Raw genomic sequence first — 16,130 nt, 5'->3', positions numbered from 1 at the left:
AAGGAGAAGGAGAAGGAGAAACCGGAGGAGTGAGCCCTTTGGCGGTCGAATGAACCGGGGTCCCGGCATCCGGCTGGCGGCATTTCGGGAACACGCCGCACAAACCGCAATCAAAGGCAGGCAGGCTGCACATGACGCCGCCTGCGGGTACACTGCGCAGCATTCAACGTTTCAACAGGAGGAGCCACCCGTGGCAGAAGAACGCCTTGCCCGCGCCCGTACGGGCCACACCACCGTCGCGGAAACCATCCGCACCAATCAGGTCATCCGCAACACGTACCTGCTCCTGTCCCTGACGCTGGCCTTCAGCGCCGTGATGGCATTCACGGCGATGGCCATCAACGCCCCGCCCGTGCACTGGATCCTGATGATCGGCGTACTGATCGGCGGCCCGTTCGCGATCCACGCCGCGCGCAACTCCGCCCTCGGGCTGGTGCTGACCTTCGTCTTCACCGGCGTACTCGGGTTCTTCCTCGGACCCATCCTGAGCATGTACCTCGGTCTGCCCAATGGTCCGCAGATCGTCGGCAATGCCTTCGGCACCACGGCGGTGGCCTTCGTTGCGCTGTCCGGCTATGCGCTGACCACCAAGAAGGACTTCAGCTTCCTGGGCGGCTTCCTGATCGTCGGCCTGGTGCTGGCCCTGGTCGCCATCGTGGCCAACCTCTTCCTGGGCATCCCCGCCCTGTCGCTGACCATCTCGGCTGCGGTCGTCCTGCTGCTGTCCGCGGCCATCCTGTACGACACCAGCCGCATGCTCCACGATCGCGAAGCCAACTACATCGTGATGACGGTGTCCCTGTACGCCAATCTCTACGTGATGTTCCTGCATCTGCTGAATCTGTTCTATGCCCTCACCGGCGACAGCTGACAGCCACAGGAAGTCCGGAACAGGCCCCGCCCGTCGGGGCTTGTTTTCGTTTTGGGTCCGGGAATACCGTGGGTCCTTTCCATATGGGGCGATGATATGAGGGGCGTCTTTCTCGATCTGAACACGGTGGACCGCGGGGACCTCGATCTGCAGCCACTGCGCGAAGCCCTGCCCCACTGGGACTTCTTCCAGCGCACCGCGCCGCAGGAAATTCCGGATCGGGTCCGGGATGCGGAGGTCATCGTTACCAACAAGGTCCTGCTCGGCGCCGAAGCCATCGCAGCGGCTCCGCGCCTGAAGCTGGTCTGCACAGCGGCGACCGGGACCAACAACATTGATCTCGCGGCGACGTCGGAGCGCGGCGTGCCCGTCTGCAACGCCCGCAACTACGCGACCGACTCCGTGGTGCAGCACGTCTTCGCGCTCCTGTTGACGCTGGTGACACGCATGGATGCCTACCGGGCCGACATCCGCGCGGGGCGCTGGAGCGCATCGGACCAGTTCTGCCTGCTGGACCACCCGATCCGCACACTGGCCGGCATGCACCTGGGCATCGTCGGCCACGGCGTGCTGGGACAGGCCACCGGCAGGATGGCGGAGGCCTTCGGTATGCGGGTCACGGTTGCGGGCAGCCTGCGTCCCGATGCGTCGGGCGCCGATGACCGCCCGGCCCTGGACGACCTCCTGCCCAAACTCGACGCGCTCAGCCTGCACTGCCCGCTCACCGAACGGACACAGGACCTGATCGACGCGCGACGCCTTGCGAAAATGCCCGCCGGCAGCCTGCTGATCAACACCGCCCGGGGCGGCCTGGTCGAGCCCCAGGCGCTGGCAGCAGCCCTGCGCTCAGGTCGTCTCGGTGGCGCCGGCATCGACGTGGTGGATCCCGAACCCCCACCCGCCGACCACCCGCTGCTGGCAACGGACATCCCCAACCTGGTGTTGACACCCCACACGGCCTGGGCGGCCCGAAGCGCGCGCCAGAACGTGCTCGAAGAGGTACGTGCCAACATCGAGGCCTTCATGGCCGGGGCTCCGCGCAACGTGGTGGCATCATGAACCCGCCTGAAGGGCAATCCGTGATCGAACTCGAACGCCGCATCGAGGAACTGGAGATCCGCATCGCGCACCAGGAGTACGCACTGGAGGGCCAGGGGGAGGAATTGCTGCATCTGCAGCAGGCCAACACGCGCCTCACCCGCCAGCTTCTGGAACTCTCGGAACGCGTGCAGGTGCTGGCCGCCCAGCCGGCCAGCGACCCGGCCGATGAACCACCTCCGCCGCATTACTGAGGATTCCGCACGCACCACGCGGGCGGCTCCGCCGGTGTCGGCCGGCCCCCGGCGGATACCGCGTGCCTTTGACCGGAACCGCTTCCCCCGATTCGAACCCTCGCCAATCACCCTTCTGATCATCGCCAAAGCGCCGCCCGTGGTCAGATTGGTGTCGTTTCAATGGGCGCACATGTAGGAGGCCAGCCCCTGGCCGATGCGTGTTCCGGCACCAGATCGGCGAGAGGGCTCGCCTCCTACGAGGGACGGCTCATGCGGAGAGTGCACCGTGCACGGCAGGACGGCTTGCGGAGCTTTCATGATCATCAGGACCACCCTTGCCGCGATGGGGCAGACGCCGAAGGAAGCGACGTGTCCATGCCGCTGACCTTCCGCCCTGCCTCCGACTGCCCCGAACGCGCGCGAAGGATCGGCGAAGCGTTGATCGCCAGCGGACTGGTTGCGGTGGAAGAACAGGACCCAGGCGGCCTGCTACTGGCCTGCGGGCCGGAGGGCCTGACCCTCACCGTCCGGGGAACGGACCAGCCGCTGTCCCTGCACCTCGATTTCGTCCGCGGTCCGCAGGGCTACCGCCTCGCGCATGCCGGACAGGCCCGCGAGGATCTGATCCGGGCGCTGGGCCGACTGCCCAAGGGCAGCACGGTCATCGATGCCTCCACGGGGCTGGGACGCGACGCCCTGGTGCTCGCGGCACGGGGCTACCGGGTCATCGCGCTGGAACGTCACCCGATACTGGCAGCGCTGCTCTCCGACGCCCTGCAGCGGGCCGCCGGACATCCGGCACTGGAGCCCGCCCTGGCGCGCCTGGACTTCCGCGAGGCGGATGCCGGGAAATGGTTGGAGGAGAACGACATGCTGTTTGACGCAGCGGTCTTCGACCCGATGTTCCCGCCGCGCAGCAAGGACGCGGCAGTGAAGAAGGAGATGCAGGTCCTGCATCGCCTGTTGGGCGCGAACCCCGACCCCGATGCACCGGCCACGCTCGCGGCCCTGAGGCGCCACGTTCGGCGGCGCGTCGTGGTCAAGAGGCCGCTGCATGCGCCGCACCTCGGGGACCAGACCCCCGCCCACGAGCTTCGCGGGCGCAGCACCCGGTTCGATATCTATCTGCCTTTGTGAGCCGCGCCGAGGATCAGCCGCATCCCATCGATCCGGTGTGGCGGTATCTCCAGGTTGCGCATCGCCGGCTGGCCTTTGTAGACGCGTCCCGCGAAGTCATAGCGACCCTGGCGGCAGCGGTCGCGGAATCCGCCTTCCCAGTCCCCTTCCGCGCCCGGCAGCACGATCTCGAGGTCACAGCCGAGGTCGGTGCTTTCCGCGTAGACCACCAGCCATTCGGGAACCCAGCCCCGATGGGATGCCGATATGCTGCGCGGCCTGCGATCGAAACGTGAGGCGGGGTCGTACAGGGCCTCGTCCTGCGCAAGGGCCTCGAACATCGCCCGGTCGCGGTGCAATACGAGAACACGCCGTCCGTTCCACGAGAGACGCTGCGCCTCGCCGGCGTCGATGCTACGCAGATCGACCTCCAACGGCAGTTGGATGTCGCCTCCGGGCCTGGAGAACAGGCCGCTGATCAGCAGGCCCACAAAGAAAACCAGCGCGAACAGGCCCATCAGCTTCAACGTGACCCGAAGGCGCAGCCGTAGCGGTGTGTCTCGATCCATGTGGGCTTGACCCGATTCGTGAAGGAAAGATCCGGCGCGTAGCCGAATGCAGGAAGGAACGCGTAGAATCCCGCCCATGAGCCGAAGAGAAAGTTTCACCCGCGATCGCCGTTACGTCGGCATCCACAACGACCTCCATGGCGGCATGACCGCGATGGGCGGAATCATCAAGGACGCCTGGGTCTTCGGGCTGCTCCCGGAGACCGAGACCTGCGAGGGTTGGCAACTGGCGCAGATCCAGATGCTGCACGACCGGGTGGCCGCCGAATGGGACAAATACGGGCTGCTCGTTCGCAACCTGCCGACGGAATTTGCCGAGCGGCACAGCCGCATCCACGCCGAGGCGATCGAACGGGCGCGCGAACTCGGCTGGGAGCCCGGCCTGGACGTCGACAGCGACATGGGCGAAAGCGAGGAACCCGTGCTGCCGAAGTAACGACCCGACGGCAATCAGTCCCGGAAGTTCTGGTACTGCAGGGGACGGTCGAAGGTCTGGGCACGCAACAGGGCGATCACCTGTTGCAGGTCGTCGCGCTTCTTGCCGGTCACACGGATCTGGTCTTCCTGCAGGCTGGCCTGAACCTTGATCTTGGCGTCCTTGATCAGACGCTGGATACGCTTCGCCAGATCCGCCTCGATGCCCTGTCGGATCAGGATGTCCTGTTTCACCGCCATGCCGGACTTGGTGACCTCCTGCGGGTCCATGCAGGCGACGTCGATGCCGCGCTTGGCGAGTTTCATGCGTACAATATCGAGGACCTGTTCGAGCTGGAACTCCGCGTCGCCCTTCATCTGGATGGTCGTGTCGCTCAGTTCCACGGCGGCGGACGTTCCCTTGAAATCGAAGCGGTTCTCGATCTCGCGCCGCGCCTGATCGACGGCATTGCGCAGTTCGGGAAGATCCACCTCGGACACCACATCGAAAGACGGCATTGCAACCTCCGTTAACGGGAAAACGACTCATGGCAGTTCGTACACTGATTGTACTCGGAGCCGGTTTTTCGGGCCTCGCCGTGATCCTCGGCGCGTTCGGCGCCCATGGACTCGAGGCGCGCCTGTCGGAACGGGCGCTGGCGACCTGGCACACCGGCGTGCAGTACCATTTCACCCACGCCCTGGCGCTGCTGCTGCTCGCGGCACTGTGGGAACGCGTCAGCCCCGGCTGGGGACTCACCGCCGCAGTCGCGTTCGTGCTTGGGATCCTGCTCTTCTCAGGCAGTCTCTACGGCCTGGCACTGGGCGCCCCGCGCGCCCTCGGGGCCATCGCCCCGATCGGCGGAACCCTTTTCATCCTGGGCTGGCTCGCGCTGGCGGTTGCCGCGCTGCGCAGTTCCGTCTAACAGCGGGGGCTTGTCGAGGTCAAGGGCGCGTTCACCACGAAGGGCAAGAAGACACCAAGAAGGGATTTTTGAATGTGTTCTGTATTGGTCGCCCCCCGTAGGAGGCGAGCCCTCTCGCCGATCCGGCGCCTGAAAACCCATCGGCCAGGGGCTGGCCTCCTACATCCGCGCCCCTTGCAACAACGTGCATCCGACCAAGGGCGGCGCCTTCGTGTCCTTCGTGGTAAACCACCCGCCCTGGACGGCGCATCAACGACGCGATCATTCCGGTCCCATGGCCTGCAGGTGGGCCTCCAGTTCGGCCATGACCTCCATGGCCCTGCCCTTTTCCAGGGCGCGGTCGATCTGCTTCAGGACCGGCAGCGACTTGGCCTGTCCGCGCAGAGGCATCCGCGCCAGGCTGAACGACAGGGTTCGGAACTGCCGGAAGAACAGGTAGCTCAGGGTCGCGATGATCAGCGCGGCCCAGGTATTGCCGCCGAACCAGACCCAGATGGCGACGCCATAACCGACGAAGGTGGCGACGAAGATCCCCACCGCGATCCGATGCGTTCGCGCGATGACCTCCTCGAAGACGGCCCGATGCTCGACCACAAACTCACGCTCGAAATACACGATAATGCCCCGCTGACGACCTCTCCGGCCACGCAGTATAAGCCAGCGGGCAAATGTCACTGAACGCCGGCACACCCGCGTTACTCCGAGACATCATGACCTGGACTCCCGACCTCACCGCCTTCGGCAACCGGCTGCGCAAGAATGCCCGCCACTGGACGCGCTGGGCCCGGCGCGAGGACACCGAGTGCTTCCGTGTCTACGATCGCGACCTGCCGGAGTTCCCGTTGCAGATTGACTGCTACGGTGATCGCGCGCACGTGCAGCTACTGCACAAGGGCCGCTGGACCGATCCGGAGGTTCTGGACCGCTACGGGCCGGATCTGCTGGACACGGTGGCGGAGGCATTGACCGATGGCGACACGACGCGGCTGGCCGCGAAAATCCGTGAACGGGGACGCGGCGGCGAACAGTACGCCGAGAGCGGACAGACCGAAGGCGAGACCTTCGTGGTGCGCGAACATGGCCTGCTTTTCGAGGTGAACCTGGAGCGCTACCTGGATACCGGCCTGTTCCTGGACCACCGCAACACCCGGGCCTGGGTGCGCGCCCAGGCCCGGGACAAGCGTTTTCTGAATCTCTTCGCCTATACCGGAAGCTTCACGGTCCATGCCGCCGTCGGCGGTGCCCGTTCCAGCCTGACACTGGATCTTTCCAACACCTACACCGAATGGGCGCGGCGCAATCTGGCGCTGAACGGCCTGGACCGGCCGGAACATCAGGTGTTTGCGACCGACGTGCTGCGCTGGCTGGAGGGCAATCCCAGGCGCGACGAGAGTTTCGACCTGATCGTGCTGGACCCGCCGTCGTTCTCCAACTCAAAGCGCATGGACACCAGCTTCGACGTGCAGCGGGACCACGCGTGGCTGATCAACCGTACGCTGCTGCGCCTTGCTCCAGGCGGCCTGTTGATCTTCTCCACCAACCGCCAGGGCTTCGAACTCCATGCTCCGGAGATCACGACCAGCGGGATCGTCGAGATCACCCGCAAGACGACGCCGCCCGACTTCCAGCGCCACCCCCCGCATCGCTGCTGGGAAATCCGGCACTAGTGGGCCGTGCGGGAAGTTCGGTAACTATGGAGCACAGCCAGACCCGCCGGAGCAAGGCGGGCAAGTGCAGGAATAGCCACTCTATTTCAAACTTGCCCAACGCAGCGCCGGCGGGTCTGGCGCCGCGATCTGATACCGAACTTTCCGCATGACCCACACTCGCAGCCTACTGCGCGGAAGAGACCGTTCCCTGCGCGGCGCGCCAGCGCTCGAAGGTCGGATATTCCTCGTAGGCGCGGGTGAGGACGAAGTCCATCACGTTGCGCAGCCGGTTCAACGCGACCACTGAGTCGATGCGAATGATCTCGCTGCCCTTTTCGTCGAAGAAGACCATGGTCGGCGCCCAATGGATATCCAGTTGCTCACCCCATGCGCGCGCGGTGGTCCGCTCGCCATCGGGCGTGATCACCGGGGTCTCCGCGTCGAGGTCGAGCTGTACGGCATCGAAGAACCGGATCATCTCCAGCACGCGTCCGTCGGTCAGCGGCTCGGAATGCAGCACGTCGCAGGCGTGGCAGGCGTGCCGCTCGAAGAAGACCACCATCGGGCGTTGCGCCGGAATCCGCGAGCGATCGAGCATGTGCGGCGGGCTCTGGAAGAACTCCTGGTAATTGATGTCATCGGTCTCGAACTTCGGCGGCGGATCGGCGCGCTCGAGGTATTCGCGGAAGCTCCACTCCCGATCGTGGCGATCGACCACGTATTCGAGCGCGGCACGGAAGCGGTAGGGCGGATAGTAGCCCCGTATGCGGTGAATCTCGTTGCCGTCCGCGTCGAAGAACGTGAAGGCGGGGGTGAAGTTGAGGCGCCGCTGCACCGCGAAGGTCCGCTCGCTCATCGTCTCGCCATCCAGGGTCACGACCTCGCGGCTACCCTGTACGTCCACGGCAATCACGTCGAAGTGTTCGGAAAAGTACTGACGGATGTCGGGTTCAGCCAGATTGTTCTCGATCATGGCCTCGCAGTAGGGGCAGTGGTCCATTCCGAAATAGATGGAAAGCCCCATCTTGTCCCGTTCCAGAGCCCGTTCGAGATCCTCCCGGAAGTCCAGGAAACTGAGCTCAAACCACTCCGGAGTGTGCAGGCCGATCTCGCGCGGCGTGTCATCGATGTCGAATGCGTCCGGTGGGTCCGCGGCAAGCAGGTTCCCGGCCGACAGCAGCGAGAGTGCCAACAGGGCTGACCCGAGCCACGCCGACGCTGCGAAACGAAGTCTTGCTTCCATCCTCGATGGCTCCTTGGTGAAGGCTCGCATCGCCGGACAGAACCTGCCCCGGTGCCACCGTGGCGGTGGGACATCGACACCCTGCCCGACAAGTCGCGGGCGCCGACCAACCTGGGGGGACGCCTCGCGTTCAACCTACTTGGACGGTGGAACCAGCCGTTCTGTTCCACCGACGTAGGGACGCAGCCGTTCCGGGATCACGATGCTCCCGTCAGCCTGCTGAAAGTTCTCCAGCAGCGCCACCAGCGTTCGCCCCACGGCCAGGCCGGAACCATTCAGCGTGTGCACCAGCTCGGGCTTGGCACCCGGCTCGGGACGGTACCGGGCCTGCATGCGCCGGGCCTGGAAATCACCAAAGTTCGAGCAGGAGGAGATTTCGCGGAAGGCCTGCTGGCCCGGCAGCCAGACCTCGATGTCATAGGTCCGGGACGCCGAGAAACCCATGTCGCCGGTGCTGAGCAACATGACACGATAGGGAAGCCCCAACGCCTGCAGTACCGACTCCGCGTCCCTGAGCAGTCCCTCCAGCGCCGCGTCGGAATCCTCCGGGCGCACGATCTGCACCAGCTCCACCTTCTCGAACTGGTGTTGCCGGATCAGGCCACGGACGTCGCGGCCGTAGCTGCCCGCCTCGGACCGGAAACACGGCGTATGGGCGACCATCTTCAGCGGCAGATCCCTGGCATCGAGGATCTGCTGGGCGACGAGGTTGGTCACCGGCACCTCGGCCGTCGGTATCAGCCGGAAGCCCTGCTCGCTGTTTACCGCAAAGAGGTCGGCATCGAATTTCGGAAGCTGCCCCGTCCCCATCAGAGCGGTCGGATTGACCAGGTACGGGACGTAGACCTCCTGATAGCCATGCTCGCGGGTGTGCAGATCGAGCATGAATTGGGTCAGGGCACGATGCAGCCGGGCCATCTCCCCTCGCATCACCACGAAGCGGGCCCCGGACATGCGCGCGGCCGCCTCGAAGTCCAGCCAGCCGCCGGGGATACCGAGATCCACGTGATCCAGCGGCTCGAACCCGAGTTCGATCCGCTCACCGACCCGCCGCACCTCGACATTCGCGGACTCGTCCGGTCCTTCCGGCACCCCGTCCTGGGGCAGATTCGGGACCTGCAGCAGCAAATCTTCCAGCTCACCCTGAACCTGCTGGAGATCCTGCTCGCACTGCTTCAGTTCTTCGCCGAGTTCACCCACCGCCGCCTTCAACGGCTCGATGTCCTCGCCGCGCGCCTTGGCCTGGCCGATGGACTTGGACCGTGTGTTCCGTTCGTTCTGCAGTTCCTGCGTGCGCACCTGCAGGGACTTGCGCCGGGCTTCCAGGTCGAGGAAACGCGCCTTGTCGAAGGTGAATCCCCGGCGCGCGAGCGCGGCCGCGGCCGCAACGAGATCCTGCCGCAGAATGCGGATGTCTAGCATGGATCGATTCCGTTAGTCAGATCAGATGGCGCAGTCTACTAAGTCGGGCACCGGGATGACCACAGAACACGAGTCAAGCTTGCGGCGACGCTCCCCCCCCGTGCCAATTATGGCCTCAATCGGGTTTCGGCTTCTTCTTCAACCCATCGATATTGATCGGCACGACCGTATTCTTGCGCGGCTCATCGACGTACCTCGGACGAAGGTTCCGGTCATCGCCGAGCGCTTCGGCCAGTTCCTGTTCGCGGGCGGAGATCAGGCCCAGGCAATCGCGGATGCCGGTGATGGTCCGCTCGGTCAGCGGGTGCTTCATGCCGGGAGGGGCGTGGGTGTCGCGCGCGACGTCGGTGAGCACCTTCCGCATCATGTTGAGGATGCGCTGCTCCTTGGTCAGTTCGGCTTCGGATGCGTCGTTTTCGTTCATGCGTGGGCCCGTCTCGTCAGGAGTGAAGTCGACGGGCACGATAGCAGAGTCACCGGCCTCGTTGCGACGGGAATCGCGGCGCCGCGTCGTCCGGTCCGAATCCGGACCTGTTCCCGCTCAGGATTGCCTGGATGACTTGCACGGCGTCCCTGATCGCAACGGACCGGGTCTCGCCATCGAGACCGGGACCCGTTTCGATGCCGATCACGTGCAGATGCGCGGGGATGCAATCCAGGGCTCGTGCCAGAGCCAGAGCCTCGGCGAGTCCCAGGTCATGGCTCGAGGGTGGATGCGCCGAGACGATCAATTCCTCGTGCGAAAGTGCGCGCACGCTTCCGGGCACCAGGCCCGCCTGCATGGCATCGATCAGGATCACGCGGTCCCTGCCCTGCAAATGATCCACCAGTGCCGGGCCCGGGCGATCCAGGAACAGCAACTCGGCAACGTGGTCCAGCCCGGCTTCCTTCAGCGCTGCAATCGCCGCCCAGCCCAGGTCGTCGCCCGTCACTGGCGATCCGACGCCGATGATTCGCCAGCCATCCGACCTGCCCTCTGGATTCACCGGCGCTGGATGCGAACCTTCAGAAAGTGGGTGGCGCAGGAGATGCAGGGATCGTAATTACGGATCACGGTCTCGCCACGCAGGCGCAGGGCATCGTCGTCGTTGTGCAGGCCGAAGGCCTCCAGCGACCGCTTCAGGTCATCTTCGATACGCGCCTGGTTCTGCGAGGTCGGGGGCACGATCTGGGCAGAGCGCACCTTCCCGGCGGCGTCCAGTTCATACCGGTGCCAGAGCAGTCCGCGCGGCGCCTCGGTGGCCCCGAAACCCGTACCGGCACCCACCGTGACCGGAACGTGGGCGGGCTCTTCCGGGCGGTAGCTCTCCAGCAGCCGAATGGCCTCCAGCACCACCTCGTGGATCTCCACCGCGCGGGCGATCACCGAGTGAAACATGTTGCGGCTGGGCAGCTGCAGACCGGTGGCATCGAGCGCGGCGCGCGCCGGTGGAGACAGCCGGTCGTGATTCAGGTTCAGGCGCGCCAGTGGCCCAACCAGGTACGGCTCGCCGTCGAGGTGGGCATACAGCGCCGTCGAATGGGCGACGTGGGATTCCTGGAAGTGCTTCGGGTAGTCCTCGACCGCCAGGTCCAGCCCCCGGTCAGAGACGATCCGGCCCGAGTACAGCGGATACTCGCTCTCGTGACGCAGCGACACCGAGGTAAAGTCCTGATCGTCCTGCGGCAGGTCCAGCGAGGCGGTGAAGGCGACCAGGTCCTCCGCGTCCGGAAGCGCCGCGCGCATTTCTTCCAGCAACGTGGCGGCGCGCTCCGGGTCGGGCGCCCGATGGAAACCACCCACGCGCATGCCCACCGGGTGCACCGACCGGCCGCCGAACAACCGGATCAGGTCGTTGCCCAGCCGCTGCAGGCGCAGGCCGCGGCGCACGGCCTCCGGGTGCCGCGCAGCCATCGCAATGCCGCTTTCGAAACCGAGAAAGTCCGGCAGGGCCAGCAGATGGATGTGCAGGGCATGGCTCTGCAGCCACTCGCCGCAGTACATCAGCCGCCGCATCCGGATCACCCAGGGCGAGGCCTGCACCCCGAAGGCCTGCTCCAGCGCCTGCACGGCGGTCATCTGGTACGCCACCGGGCAGATGCCGCAGATGCGGGCCACGACATCCAGCACTTCCTGATGCCCGCGGCCCTCCAGGAACTTCTCGAAGTAGCGCGGTGGCTCGAAGATGCGCAGACGCAGCGTCTCGATTTGCCCACCGGAGGCGCTCAGTTCCAACGCGCCTTCGCCCTCGACCCGGGCGAGGACCGGCACCTCGATGCGGATTTCGCGATTCTCGCTCATGAGCCCTGCTTCCAGGCCAGCCACTCGGAACGAAAGGCCGGCGCGTGGCTGTTGATGAAGTGGAAACGCCGTGCGACCGCCTCGGGCATCAGCCCCAGCCCTTCGAAGCGCCGTGCCAGCGCCGCCGTGTTGGGGTTCTCGGCCGGGCCGAAGCAGGCGTAGCAATCGCGCCCGAACGCGGGACAGAGCGCGCCGCAGCCGGTGTGCGTGACGGGTCCCATGCAGGGCTCACCCTTCGCGACCAGCACGCAGACATGCTGCTGGCGCTTGCACTCCACGCAGAGCTTGTCCTTGTCGACCACCGGCGCGACGCCGAACAGGAGCTGGCGCAGTGCCTGGAAGACCTGCCGCGCGTTCACCGGGCAACCCCAGAGCTCCAGGTCCACCTTCACGTGCTCGGCCACCGGGGTCGCGGTATCCAGGCTGTCGATGAACGCGGGTTGGGCGTAGATGGCCTCCGTCCAGCCCTTGGCGCCATCGTCATTGAAGTTGCGCAGCGCCTGCAGGCCGCCTGAGGTCGCGCAGGCGCCCAGGCTCACGAGGTACCGGCTGCTCGCGCGCACCTTCCGGATCCGCTCGGCCTCGTCGGGCGTCGAGATGCTGCCTTCGACGAAGGCCAGGTCGACCGCCGCCTCCGGGTCCATCGGTCCGGCCTCGGCGAAGTGCACGATATCGACCAGTTGCGCGAGCTCGAGCAGGGCCTCGCCGGCGTTGATGAAGGCCAGCTGGCAGCCGTCGCAGGAACTGAACTTGTGCACGGCGATACGCGGCCGGGGGTTCGACCGATCGTTCAGCCGATCCAGGGCGTCGGTCTGGTTGCGATTCTGGCCTGCCATCGTCGCGCCTCCTCTCAGAAACCGGTGACGCCCAGCCAGGGGCGCAGTTCCGGGTAATGGAAGACCGGCCCGTCCTGGCAGACGAAATACGGCCCCACCTGGCAGTGGCCGCAGTGACCGATACCGCACTGCATGTTGCGCTCGATGCTCAGCCACATGGATTCAGCCGGCACATTCAGCGCCAGCAGGCGATCGATCGACGCCTTCATCATCGGTTCCGGCCCGCACAGCATCACGATGCTTTTGTCCGGGTCGATGCCGGCCTGGCTGAACAGCACGGTCACCTTGCCGACGCTGTACGGCCAGTTCGGGCCGCCGACATCCGCGGCCAGCAGGACCTGGGTGTCCGGCATCTGCTGCCAGCGCTCGTACTGCCTGCGCCAGATCAGGTCGTCGGTATGCTTCACGCCCTGCAGGATCACCAGCCGCCCGAAGCGCTCACGGCGCTGCAGGACATAGCGGATCATCGAGACCACCGGCGCACAGCCGAGCCCGCCGGTCACGATCACCACGTCCCGGCCCTCGGCCTCGTCCAGCGGCCAACCACGGCCGTAAGGCCCGCGCAGACCCATGCGGTCGCCGACCTTCAGCCGTTCCATGCCCCGCGTGACCCGGCCCACCGAGCGGATGGTGTGCTCCAGCGGGCCTTCGAAGTCGGGATCGGAGACGATCGAGATCGGAATCTCGCCGACCCCGAACAGGTACAGCATGTTGTACTGCCCCGGCAGCAGCCGGTACGACGCCGCCACCTCGGGATCGGTGAAGCGCAGGTGCAGGGTGTAGATGGAAGGGGTCTCCTCGACCCGTTCGACCACCTCGACCTCCACCGGCCGGTCAGGATTGTGCATCGCCGGACTCCAGCAGCGCCGAGACCTCGGCAGTGATGTCGATGCCCACCGGGCACCAGGCGATACAGCGCCCGCAGCCCACACAGCCGGAGCGCCCGTACTGCTCGTGCCAGGACGCCAGCTTGTGGGTCAGCCACTGCCGGTAACGCAGGCGCGTCTCTTCCCGGACGAGGAAGTGGCCCATGTAGCTGTGCACGGCGGTGAAGCAGGAGTCCCACTGGCGCAGGTGTTCGCTGGAGCTGCCCGCCAGGGCCGGTTCGTCCTGCTCCGCGTGGCAGAAACAGGTGGGGCAGACCGCCGTGCAGTTCCCGCAGGACAGGCATCTGCGGCCGACCTGGTCCCAGTGGGGGTGTTCGAGGCGGGCGTAGAGGGCGTCCTTCAGGTTGCGGTCGGGAAGGCTGCGTGTCTGCGCCGAGGCCGCTGCTTCGATCTCGTCGTCGGCCTGCGCGCATTCGTCCGGGCTCGCCGGCGAAAGGTTCAGCAGCGCCAGCACCGCCCGACCGCGATCGGTACCCGCGACCAGCACGAAACCGTGGTCCAGTTCCGACATCGCCAGGTCGTAGCCCGCCTCGGCGCGCGGCCCGTCGCCGGTGGAGGCGCAGAAACAGGTGTCGGCCGGATGGCTGCAGTGAACCGCCACCAGGAACAGGCTCTCGCGGCGCGCCGCGTAATGGGGATCGGGGTACGGCGGCTTCAGGAAGTGCCGTTCCTGGATCTTCAGGGCCGCCAGGTCGCAGGCTCGGATCCCGATCACGGCCGTGGGTGTCGGGGTCAAGGCGGAATCCAGGAAGCTGAGGCGGCCGTTGTCGTCCAGTTCGCAGCGCCAGAGTGTTTCGCGGGGAGCGAAGGTCAGCGGCTTCAACGCCTGCGGGCCATTGGCCCAGGCGAAGCTGCGTTCACCCTCCTCCGGTTCCAGCCGGTAGTGCCCGGGCGCCTGGCGGTCACGCAGCCCTTTGGGCAGGTCGTCGGAAGAGGTGATGCCGGTGTAGGTGATGGCACCATGGCGCACCACCGGCCCCAGCACGCGCGAATAGCCCTCGCGCCGGATCGCTTCGAGCAGCGTATCCAGCGATTCCCGGGGCAGGAACGAGGCGGACGTCTCCATACCTACAAAGGGTAGCCCACCAAGGGAATCCATGGGATGATCCAGATCAGAACTTGCGACGAGCACGGTCGGCCATCCACGCTCGGTGGAAGGCCCTAAATGGCTTGCCACGGGTCTTTTCGGGAAATCCCTCTAACGGTTTCTGGTAGTCTTCCTTTTACGTCCGGATTCTGACTACACTCGGAGCCATGACGATGCACGCTTCAGGTTCCTGCGATCAGTGCTCACTGAAGCTCCTGTGTCTGCCCGTCGGGCTGCCCGAGAACGACCTTTGGCAACTGGACGAAATCGTTCAGCGCCGCCGCCCGATCACCAAGGGCCAGGTCCTCTTCCGGATGGGGGCCCCATTCGCCTCCGTCTTCGCGGTCCGCACCGGCTCATTGAAGACCGTGCTGCTGTCGGATGACGGTACCGAACAAGTCACGGGCTTTGCGTTGGCGGGAGAGCTGCTCGGGCTGGACGCGATCAACGAGGGCGAGCACCCGGTCAGCGCGGTGGCCCTGGAATCCACCAGTGTCTGCGAGATTCCGTTCGACAAACTCGATGCCCTCGCCGGCCAACTGCCGAGCTTCCGTCAGCATTTCATGCGCACCATGAGCCGCGAGATCGCCTCCGACGAGTCGCTGCTCGCCCTGCTCGGCCAGCGCAATGCCGAGCAACGGCTTGCCGCCTTCCTGCTGAGCCTTTCGACGCGCTTCCGCGCTCGCGGACTGGTCGCCGATCGTTTCAGCCTCAGCATGTCCCGAGCGGACATCGCCAATCACCTGGGCCTGACCCAGGAGACCATCAGCCGCCTCTTCACGCAGTTCCGCAAGCAGGGCCTGATCGAGATCCACACGCGCGACTTGAGGTTGTTGGACATGGACAGCCTGCACCGCATCGCCGGCATCCGGTTTGTGCCCCTCTCACAGACTGCCTGAACCCTGCCCCAGCCACGATCCACCCAGTGCAAAAGCCTTCTGGGCCTTTGCCAACACCGTGTGGGAGCAATCCGACGCACGAAAGATCCTGCTGCGCTGGCAGGACGAGCGCGGAATCGACGTGATGTTCGTGCTGTTTGCCTGCTGGTATCCCTGCCGCCTGAACGCCGATCAGTGGCGCACCCTGCAAGGTGGCGCGCAGGACTGGAACGGACGCATCACCCGCCGCGTCCGGGCACTGCGCCGCCGCATCCGTCGGCTCGATTGGCCACAGGGCTACCAGGCTTCCCTACGCCTGGAGCTCGCCGCAGAGCGCGTCGAAGCGGCATGGCTGGTAAAGACCGGAGCCGCTCGCAAACCCACCGACCCTTCCAAACCGGACCGCCAACGCCGGATGCGCCGGCTGTTCCCCGATCTCCCCGCCTCGGAGATCGACACGCTGCTCCAAGCCCTGACCTGATGATCACGCGAGTTCCGCGGGCCCTTCGGTCGTGCACAACGCACTCTCCGCATCAACCGCCCCTCGTAGGAGGCGAGCCCCTCGCCGATCCGGCGCCGGAAAACCCATCGGCCAGGGGCTGGCCTCCTACATCCGCACGAATCTGAGCAAACTGTAGGTCGGGTTAGCCCAAAGGGCGTAACCCGACGGGCCTCGC

The 16,130-nt window shown here is 65.8% G+C and carries 20 protein-coding genes; 9 read left to right on the top strand and 11 right to left on the bottom strand.

The genetic code is table 11. The annotated features are described in order from the left end of the window. Positions 1 to 190: 190 nt before the first annotated feature. The 4 genes from EA346_RS04080 (at position 191) to EA346_RS04065 (ending at position 3,282) form a co-directional block, all read left to right on the top strand. Positions 191 to 871, top strand: coding sequence for a Bax inhibitor-1/YccA family protein (locus tag EA346_RS04080; RefSeq protein WP_296755991.1), 681 nt, complete (start codon positions 191 to 193; stop codon positions 869 to 871). 96 nt (positions 872 to 967) lie between these two features. Then, positions 968 to 1,930, top strand: coding sequence for a D-2-hydroxyacid dehydrogenase (locus EA346_RS04075; RefSeq protein WP_296755989.1), 963 nt, complete (start codon positions 968 to 970; stop codon positions 1,928 to 1,930). Further along, positions 1,927 to 2,163 carry a SlyX family protein gene (locus EA346_RS04070; RefSeq protein ID WP_296755986.1) on the top strand — a complete coding sequence of 79 codons (237 nt, stop codon included), beginning with the start codon at positions 1,927 to 1,929 and terminating at the stop codon, positions 2,161 to 2,163. The genes EA346_RS04075 and EA346_RS04070 overlap by 4 nt, the downstream gene beginning before the upstream one ends. Before the next feature lie 357 nt (positions 2,164 to 2,520). After that, positions 2,521 to 3,282: a class I SAM-dependent methyltransferase gene (locus tag EA346_RS04065; RefSeq protein WP_296755983.1), complete on the top strand. Its 762-nt coding sequence runs from the start codon at positions 2,521 to 2,523 to the stop codon at positions 3,280 to 3,282. On the opposite strand, the gene EA346_RS04060 is transcribed toward EA346_RS04065, so the two are convergent. Further along, entirely contained in the window at positions 3,267 to 3,830 is a 564-nt protein-coding gene (locus tag EA346_RS04060) for a ubiquinol-cytochrome C reductase, iron-sulfur subunit (RefSeq protein WP_296755981.1), read from the bottom strand. The two genes, EA346_RS04065 and EA346_RS04060, sit on opposite strands and share 16 nt — an antisense overlap. Positions 3,831 to 3,906: 76 nt before the next feature. On the opposite strand from EA346_RS04060, the gene EA346_RS04055 reads away from it, so the two are divergent. Further along, on the top strand, positions 3,907 to 4,266 hold the full coding sequence (locus tag EA346_RS04055) for a hypothetical protein (RefSeq protein ID WP_296749093.1): 360 nt from the start codon (positions 3,907 to 3,909) through the stop codon (positions 4,264 to 4,266). 14 nt (positions 4,267 to 4,280) lie between these two features. Here the strand turns inward: EA346_RS04055 and EA346_RS04050 are convergent, their stop codons facing one another. Beyond that, positions 4,281 to 4,763, bottom strand: coding sequence for a YajQ family cyclic di-GMP-binding protein (locus tag EA346_RS04050; protein ID WP_296749091.1), 483 nt, complete (start codon positions 4,761 to 4,763; stop codon positions 4,281 to 4,283). 29 nt (positions 4,764 to 4,792) lie between these two features. Here EA346_RS04050 and EA346_RS04045 point away from each other — a divergent pair, with 29 nt between their 5' ends. Next, on the top strand, positions 4,793 to 5,170 hold the full coding sequence (locus EA346_RS04045) for a DUF423 domain-containing protein (RefSeq protein WP_296755978.1): 378 nt from the start codon (positions 4,793 to 4,795) through the stop codon (positions 5,168 to 5,170). Between the two features lie 261 nt (positions 5,171 to 5,431). Here EA346_RS04045 and EA346_RS04040 read toward each other — a convergent pair whose 3' ends face one another. After that, positions 5,432 to 5,785 (bottom strand): hypothetical protein, encoded by a 354-nt coding sequence (locus EA346_RS04040; RefSeq protein WP_296755976.1) that lies wholly within the window; start codon positions 5,783 to 5,785, stop codon positions 5,432 to 5,434. A 95-nt stretch (positions 5,786 to 5,880) separates the two neighbouring features. On the opposite strand from EA346_RS04040, the gene EA346_RS04035 reads away from it, so the two are divergent. Next, the gene (locus EA346_RS04035; protein WP_296755973.1) at positions 5,881 to 6,837 is read left to right on the top strand and encodes a class I SAM-dependent methyltransferase; all 957 of its coding nucleotides are present in this window, start codon (positions 5,881 to 5,883) and stop codon (positions 6,835 to 6,837) included. Between the two features lie 166 nt (positions 6,838 to 7,003). On the opposite strand, the gene EA346_RS04030 is transcribed toward EA346_RS04035, so the two are convergent. The 8 genes from EA346_RS04030 to EA346_RS03995 form a co-directional block, all read right to left on the bottom strand. Next, the gene (locus tag EA346_RS04030; protein WP_296755971.1) at positions 7,004 to 8,062 is read right to left on the bottom strand and encodes a thioredoxin fold domain-containing protein; all 1,059 of its coding nucleotides are present in this window, start codon (positions 8,060 to 8,062) and stop codon (positions 7,004 to 7,006) included. Positions 8,063 to 8,197: 135 nt separating this feature from the next. After that, positions 8,198 to 9,484 carry a serine--tRNA ligase gene (serS, locus tag EA346_RS04025; RefSeq protein WP_296755968.1) on the bottom strand — a complete coding sequence of 429 codons (1,287 nt, stop codon included), beginning with the start codon at positions 9,482 to 9,484 and terminating at the stop codon, positions 8,198 to 8,200. 115 nt (positions 9,485 to 9,599) lie between these two features. After that, complete coding sequence (locus tag EA346_RS04020; RefSeq protein WP_296755966.1) at positions 9,600 to 9,908, bottom strand: segregation and condensation protein A; 309 nt, start codon at positions 9,906 to 9,908, stop codon at positions 9,600 to 9,602. A 49-nt stretch (positions 9,909 to 9,957) separates the two neighbouring features. After that, positions 9,958 to 10,470 (bottom strand): hydrogenase maturation protease, encoded by a 513-nt coding sequence (locus EA346_RS04015; protein ID WP_296755964.1) that lies wholly within the window; start codon positions 10,468 to 10,470, stop codon positions 9,958 to 9,960. Further along, on the bottom strand, positions 10,467 to 11,765 hold the full coding sequence (locus EA346_RS04010) for a Ni/Fe hydrogenase subunit alpha (protein ID WP_296755962.1): 1,299 nt from the start codon (positions 11,763 to 11,765) through the stop codon (positions 10,467 to 10,469). The genes EA346_RS04015 and EA346_RS04010 overlap by 4 nt, the downstream gene beginning before the upstream one ends. Beyond that, positions 11,762 to 12,601: a sulfhydrogenase subunit delta gene (locus tag EA346_RS04005; RefSeq protein WP_296755959.1), complete on the bottom strand. Its 840-nt coding sequence runs from the start codon at positions 12,599 to 12,601 to the stop codon at positions 11,762 to 11,764. Before EA346_RS04005 ends, EA346_RS04010 begins: the two co-directional genes overlap by 4 nt. 14 nt (positions 12,602 to 12,615) lie before the next feature. Further along, on the bottom strand, positions 12,616 to 13,449 hold the full coding sequence (locus EA346_RS04000) for an FAD/NAD(P)-binding protein (protein WP_296755955.1): 834 nt from the start codon (positions 13,447 to 13,449) through the stop codon (positions 12,616 to 12,618). Further along, positions 13,436 to 14,587, bottom strand: a complete 1,152-nt coding sequence (locus EA346_RS03995; RefSeq protein WP_296755954.1) for a 4Fe-4S dicluster domain-containing protein — start codon at positions 14,585 to 14,587, stop codon at positions 13,436 to 13,438. Before EA346_RS03995 ends, EA346_RS04000 begins: the two co-directional genes overlap by 14 nt. Before the next feature lie 155 nt (positions 14,588 to 14,742). Between EA346_RS03995 and fnr the strand changes: the two genes are divergently transcribed. After that, on the top strand, positions 14,743 to 15,474 hold the full coding sequence (gene fnr, locus EA346_RS03990; protein WP_296755951.1) for a fumarate/nitrate reduction transcriptional regulator Fnr: 732 nt from the start codon (positions 14,743 to 14,745) through the stop codon (positions 15,472 to 15,474). Beyond that, a complete protein-coding gene (locus EA346_RS03985; RefSeq protein ID WP_296755949.1) occupies positions 15,449 to 15,934 on the top strand; it encodes a DUF2390 domain-containing protein in 486 nt (161 codons plus the stop codon). Before fnr ends, EA346_RS03985 begins: the two co-directional genes overlap by 26 nt. Positions 15,935 to 16,130: the final 196 nt, after the last annotated feature.

This window comes from Thioalkalivibrio sp. (assembly GCF_007692535.1).
GTDB lineage: Bacteria > Pseudomonadota > Gammaproteobacteria > Ectothiorhodospirales > Ectothiorhodospiraceae > Thioalkalivibrio.
This window is presented reverse-complemented; position numbering and strand designations above follow the sequence as displayed.

Bases quoted from the DNA above. Each gene is read 5' to 3' on its own strand.
- EA346_RS04075 (WP_296755989.1), top strand. From the start codon at position 968: ATGAGGGGCGTCTTTCTCGATCTGAACACGGTGGACCGCGGGGACCTC.
- EA346_RS04070 (WP_296755986.1), top strand. From the start codon at position 1,927: ATGAACCCGCCTGAAGGGCAATCCGTGATCGAACTCGAACGCCGCATC.
- EA346_RS04065 (WP_296755983.1), top strand. From the start codon at position 2,521: ATGCCGCTGACCTTCCGCCCTGCCTCCGACTGCCCCGAACGCGCGCGA.
- EA346_RS04060 (WP_296755981.1), bottom strand. From the start codon at position 3,830: ATGGATCGAGACACACCGCTACGGCTGCGCCTTCGGGTCACGTTGAAG.
- EA346_RS04055 (WP_296749093.1), top strand. From the start codon at position 3,907: ATGAGCCGAAGAGAAAGTTTCACCCGCGATCGCCGTTACGTCGGCATC.
- EA346_RS04050 (WP_296749091.1), bottom strand. From the start codon at position 4,763: ATGCCGTCTTTCGATGTGGTGTCCGAGGTGGATCTTCCCGAACTGCGC.
- EA346_RS04045 (WP_296755978.1), top strand. From the start codon at position 4,793: ATGGCAGTTCGTACACTGATTGTACTCGGAGCCGGTTTTTCGGGCCTC.
- EA346_RS04035 (WP_296755973.1), top strand. From the start codon at position 5,881: ATGACCTGGACTCCCGACCTCACCGCCTTCGGCAACCGGCTGCGCAAG.
- EA346_RS04030 (WP_296755971.1), bottom strand. From the start codon at position 8,062: ATGGAAGCAAGACTTCGTTTCGCAGCGTCGGCGTGGCTCGGGTCAGCC.
- serS (WP_296755968.1), bottom strand. From the start codon at position 9,484: ATGCTAGACATCCGCATTCTGCGGCAGGATCTCGTTGCGGCCGCGGCC.
- EA346_RS04020 (WP_296755966.1), bottom strand. From the start codon at position 9,908: ATGAACGAAAACGACGCATCCGAAGCCGAACTGACCAAGGAGCAGCGC.
- EA346_RS04010 (WP_296755962.1), bottom strand. From the start codon at position 11,765: ATGAGCGAGAATCGCGAAATCCGCATCGAGGTGCCGGTCCTCGCCCGG.
- EA346_RS04005 (WP_296755959.1), bottom strand. From the start codon at position 12,601: ATGGCAGGCCAGAATCGCAACCAGACCGACGCCCTGGATCGGCTGAAC.
- EA346_RS04000 (WP_296755955.1), bottom strand. From the start codon at position 13,449: ATGCACAATCCTGACCGGCCGGTGGAGGTCGAGGTGGTCGAACGGGTC.
- EA346_RS03995 (WP_296755954.1), bottom strand. From the start codon at position 14,587: ATGGATTCCCTTGGTGGGCTACCCTTTGTAGGTATGGAGACGTCCGCC.
- fnr (WP_296755951.1), top strand. From the start codon at position 14,743: ATGACGATGCACGCTTCAGGTTCCTGCGATCAGTGCTCACTGAAGCTC.